This is a genomic window from uncultured Fenollaria sp. (assembly GCF_934202865.1).
In the GTDB taxonomy this organism is placed as follows: Bacteria; Bacillota; Clostridia; order Tissierellales; family Peptoniphilaceae; genus Fenollaria.
The window spans coordinates 1-5,053 of sequence record NZ_CAKPYL010000068.1; the positions used below are offsets into that span (position 1 = coordinate 1).

General features: G+C 36.0%; 6 protein-coding genes. All 6 read right to left on the reverse strand.

The window, feature by feature from the left end; genetic code table 11:
- Window positions 1–41 precede the first annotated feature (41 nt).
- Window positions 42–479: a dUTP diphosphatase gene (dut, locus tag Q0E71_RS06310; RefSeq protein WP_294797103.1), complete on the reverse strand. Its 438-nt coding sequence runs from the start codon at window positions 477–479 to the stop codon at window positions 42–44.
- Window positions 480–491: 12 nt separating this feature from the next.
- On the reverse strand, window positions 492–2,588 hold the full coding sequence (gene pnp / locus Q0E71_RS06315) for a polyribonucleotide nucleotidyltransferase (protein ID WP_294797105.1): 2,097 nt from the start codon (window positions 2,586–2,588) through the stop codon (window positions 492–494).
- Between the two features lie 48 nt (window positions 2,589–2,636).
- Complete coding sequence (gene rpsO / locus Q0E71_RS06320; RefSeq protein WP_294797107.1) at window positions 2,637–2,903, reverse strand: 30S ribosomal protein S15; 267 nt, start codon at window positions 2,901–2,903, stop codon at window positions 2,637–2,639.
- Window positions 2,904–3,030: 127 nt separating this feature from the next.
- Window positions 3,031–3,930, reverse strand: a complete 900-nt coding sequence (locus tag Q0E71_RS06325) for a bifunctional riboflavin kinase/FAD synthetase (protein ID WP_294797110.1) — start codon at window positions 3,928–3,930, stop codon at window positions 3,031–3,033.
- On the reverse strand, window positions 3,917–4,798 hold the full coding sequence (gene truB, locus Q0E71_RS06330; RefSeq protein WP_294797111.1) for a tRNA pseudouridine(55) synthase TruB: 882 nt from the start codon (window positions 4,796–4,798) through the stop codon (window positions 3,917–3,919). The genes Q0E71_RS06325 and truB overlap by 14 nt, the downstream gene beginning before the upstream one ends.
- A partial coding sequence (locus Q0E71_RS06335; RefSeq protein ID WP_294797113.1) for a bifunctional oligoribonuclease/PAP phosphatase NrnA occupies window positions 4,788–5,053 on the reverse strand: 266 nt, incomplete at its 5' end. The genes Q0E71_RS06335 and truB, both read right to left, overlap by 11 nt.

Below are 5,053 nucleotides of genomic sequence, written 5' to 3' on the forward strand. Positions count from 1 at the left end.
GCCTTGAACGATAGCGAGTATTATTGCTTTAAGTAATGTCATTATTTTACTCCTGTCGAGCCAAAGCCGCCATCTTGTCTTTCAGAGTCTGAAAGCTCATCTACTTCTTCAAAATCAATCTTTTCGTACTTAGATAAAACCATTTGAGCGATTCTCATACCATTCTCAATAGTAAAATCTTCTTTTGAAAAGTTTATTAGAGGCACTTTTATTTCCCCTCTGTAATCACTGTCAATAGTACCTATACCATTGACAAGACCAATGCCGTGCTTAATGCTAAGACCTGATCTTGCTCTGATTTGAACTTCGTAAGATGAAGGTATCTCTAGATAGATACCTGTACTTACTAGTTTAAACTCTCCTGCCTTTAATACAAGATCTTCATCGAGTGAAGCTCTTATGTCAACGCCGGCAGAGTTTTCTGTTTGGTATTTTGGTATATCGTTTTTACTCTTATTTATTATTTTAATAGTAGCCATATTTTATCCTAATTATTTAGATTCATCTTCAGAATTTTCTACCAAGGCTTTTCTTGAAAGATTGATTCTACCTTGTTCGTCAATAGATGTAACTTTAACCATGATTTCGTCGCCAAGCTTTAATACATCTTCAACTTTATTTACTCTTTCCTTAGAGATTTGTGAAATGTGTAGTAAGCCTTCTTTGCCGTTTAATACTTCAACAAAGGCACCGAAATTAGTTATTCTATTAACCTTGCCAAAGTAAACTTCGCCAACTTCTACTTCTTTAACGATGTCTTCAATCATCTTCTTAGCGCCGTTTACGCCATCCATAGTATCAGCTGAGATGTATACGTCACCGTCATCAGTGATATCAATCTTAGCACCTGTTTCTTCGATAATCTTGTTAATTACCTTTCCGCCTGAACCGATAACGTCTCTAATCTTGTCTGGATCAATCTTGATAGTTGCTATCTTAGGAGCGTATTCTGATAATTCTGCTCTTGGTTCTGAGATAGCTGATGTGATTACATCAAGTATTTGGAATCTCGCTGTCTTAGCTTGTTCTAGAGCAGTCTTCATTATCTCTTCGTCTATACCTTGAACTTTGATATCCATTTGCATAGCTGTGATACCGTCCTTAGTACCAGCTACTTTAAAGTCCATGTCGCCAAGGTGGTCTTCAAGGCCTTGTATATCTGTTAATATCTTAGTAGTTTCATCTGACTTAATAAGTCCCATAGCGATACCAGCTACTGGTTTTTTAATAGGTACACCCGCATCCATAAGAGCTAGTGTTGAACCGCAAATACTTGCTTGTGATGAAGAACCATTTGAGCTTAGTACTTCTGATACAAGTCTAATAGTGTATGGGAACTCTTCAAGTGTTGGTATAACTGGAACTAAAGCTCTTTCAGCAAGTGCTCCGTGACCAATTTCTCTTCTGCCTGGGCTTCTAAGCGGTCTAACGTCTCCTACTGAATATGGTGGGAAATTGTATTGATGCATGTAGTGTTTTTCGCCTTCTTCAACTAGACCGTCTTGTGATTGGCTGTCGCCGAATGAGCCAAGTGTAGCTATAGTTAATACTTGAGTTTGACCCCTCTTGAATAGTCCTGAGCCGTGTGCTCTTGGTAATAAGCCAACTTCAGCTGAAAGTGGTCTGATTTGTTCAGTATTTCTTCCGTCTGGTCTTAAGTTTCTTTCAAGTATACCTTTTCTAAACTCTTCGCTTGTGATATCGTCAATAGTCTTTAGTATGCTCTTTTGATCATCTGGATACTTTTCTAGATATTTATTTACTATAGTATCCTTAAGTGATTCACTGTTTTCAATTCTTTGAACCTTGTCAGCTTCGAATATTGAGTTTTTGATGTCTTCTCTAAATTCTTCATCTATTTCTTTAAAGATTTCTTCTTTAGCTTCAAATTTTTCAAATGAATATTTTTCTTTGCCTATCTTTTTGATGATTTCTTCTTCAAATTCACATACTTCTTTAATTGCTTCATGTCCTTTTAATATAGCCTTAATCATTTCTTCTTCAGAAACTTCATTTGATCCTGATTCTACCATCATGATGGCGTCTTTTGTTCCTGATATACATAGGTTTATATCTGATTTTTCCATCTCTTCTTGAGTCGGATTTATAACGTATTCGCCATCTATAAGTCCAACGTAAACTGCTGCAGTTGGTCCGTTAAATGGTATATCAGAAATACATAGAGCTACTGATGAACCAATCATGGCAGCGATTTCTGGGCTATTATCAGGATCTACTGATAGTACTGTTGCTATAACTTGTACGTCATTAAAAAAGCCCTCAGGAAATAAAGGTCTAATTGGTCTATCAATCAGCCTTGAAGTTAAAACTGCTTTCTCTGAAGGTCTTCCCTCTCTCTTTATATATCCTCCTGGTATCTTACCAACAGAATAAAACTTTTCTTCGTAGTCTACACTTAGTGGGAAGAAGTCTACCCCTTCTCTAGGTGCTTTTGTGCTTGTCGCATTAACTAAAACGTAAGTATCTCCATACTTAACTAAGCAAGAACCACTAGCTTGCTCGCACATCTTTCCTGTTTCAATTTCTAAAGGTCTACCTGCTAAGGTAGTTTTAAAATTTTCTTGCATCTCACATCTCCTTTAATCTAACAAAAGAGCGGGATAGCCCCGCCCTCTTTATCCTCTGATATTTAATCTTTCTATCAATTCACGATATTTATCAATATCAGTGTCATACAAATATTTTAGAAGACCTTTTCTCTTACCGATCATTTTAAATAAACCTCTTCTTGAGTGATGGTCTTTCTTGTGTGTCTTTAAGTGTTCTGTAAGATCATTGATTCTCTTAGTAAGTATAGCTATTTGAACTTCTGTAGAACCAGTGTCTCCTTCATGCATTTTAAAATCGTCAATGATTTTTGATTTTTCTTCTTTTGTTAACATTTAATGTTTCCCCCTTAATAATATTTGCCTCAGCCAAGTGTATCGACGGGAACGATATACGTAGCATAAGGTACCTATATTAGTATATCATGAACTTTAGCATTTGTAAAGCATTTTATACTCATAATTATAAATAATCTTCAAAATTTTTTGCAAAATCTATATCGCTTTTAATTTGTTTGACTAAATCATCTTTATCGTCGAAGTTTAACATATCTCTAATCCTATAGATGAAATATAATCTAATAGTATCGTCATATATATCACCATCGAAGTCAAAGATATTTGTCTCGACACTAATGAAGTCTTCGTTAAAGCTTAAGTTTTTGCCTACGCTTGTAACTGATTTATAAATCTGGTCCTTAATCTTAATCTTTGTTACATATACGCCTTGGTATGGAATGATGTAGCCTGTATTAATATTGAGGTTTGCAGTTGGTATGCCAACCGATGAGCCAAATTTCTTGCCATGAATAACCTTTGACTTGATTGAGTAGTACCTCGATAAGTCTTTGTTCGCGCTCATCACTTCACCTGATAGTATCAATTTTTTAATATTGCTCGATGAAATCTTTTGCATCTCTTCATCAAGTTCAAAATTTAATACTACTGCTTCTCCGCCTGCTTCTTGCATCATCTCTTTAAGAAGTGCAGTGTCACCAAGTCTATCTATACCAAAAGTATAATCCTCTCCCGAGTAAGTCCTTATCGCGTTTAATCTGTCTAGTAGTATCTCCTTAACAAAGGCTTTTGGATCAGTTCTTTTAAGCTCATCCGTAAAATCAATCAGATAAACAGTATCTATACCAAGCTCTTCAAGTATCTTAATCTTGTCATCAATTGGCGTGATGCTCTTAGCGCCTTTAAAGTCAAGCAATAAAACAGCTGACTCTACATTATTGCGTCTCGCATCGCTTATGCAGCTCTTAATTATTTTTAAGTGACCTAAGTGCATGCCATCGAAGTAGCCAAGCGCTATATAGCATTCTTCACTTTTAAACTCATCTTTTAAATTAATTATCCTCATATTTATAAACCTTTTTCATATAAATATTCTTTCTGCCATTCTCATCTTTTTTCACATAGCCAATGCCGCAGAATTTATCAGCGCAGTAAACCTTGTATTGCTCTTCATTGTAAGCATCGCTTACGTATGAGTTCATACCATTTTGAACCGCTTTAAATCTCTTTTCGTGAAGCTTTATTACTGGCAAATCTATAAGCGTATCGACTGGAATAAGGTCATCTTCATCCATATCGTCTATGCAAATTGCCTCATCTATTTTTAATGGTCCACTATAGTACCTCATAAGGTAATCGATATATGATATTGCACCTAATTTTTGAGCTATATCAAAGGCTAGCGTACGAATGTATGTTCCTGTAGAAACCTCACTCATGACTATGGCGTAGGATTTATCCTTATTGAACTTCAATAGTCTGTTCTTATAAATTTGAACAGTTTTTGCTCGTGAAGCAGTGTCTACGTCAATATTTTCTCTCGCTAGCTTATACATAGGAATCCCGTCAATCTTCTTCGCAGAGTACTTTGGCGGAACTTGCTCATAAGGCCCTTCCATCTCTTCTAATACTCTTAATAAATCGCTCTTTTCAAAGTTCCATGGCTCTTCATCACAAATTTCTGATTCAGCATCTAAGGTCTCTGTAGTTTTACCAAAGATTATTCTATATATATAGGCCTTTTTGTCAAAGCCTAAGAAGTCTATAAACTTACATGCCTCTCCGACTGTTATGGGTAAGACGCCAAAAGCCATTGGATCTAAGGTTCCTACGTGTCCAGTCTTCATCTTGCTAAGGTACTTCACCTTATTTGTGTAGTATCTGCTGGACCTTCCCTTCTCCTTAAACACGTTGACTACGCCACTAATTTGCATCGTCAACATATCCTTTCAGCTTTTTAATTAGTTCATCTAAGTCGCCCTTATACGTAAAGCCCGCAGCGTATTTATGTCCACCGCCATCAAAGTCTTCGCCAATGCTGCCTACATCGTATTTATACTTACTTCTTAAAGAAGCTTTGTATATGTCCTTTACTTCTTTGATTATGGCTATCATGTCATAATCTTCAAGGCCTTGTAAAAAAGATAATATATCGTCAGTATCGTCCCTACTTGTATTAGTCTTAAGAA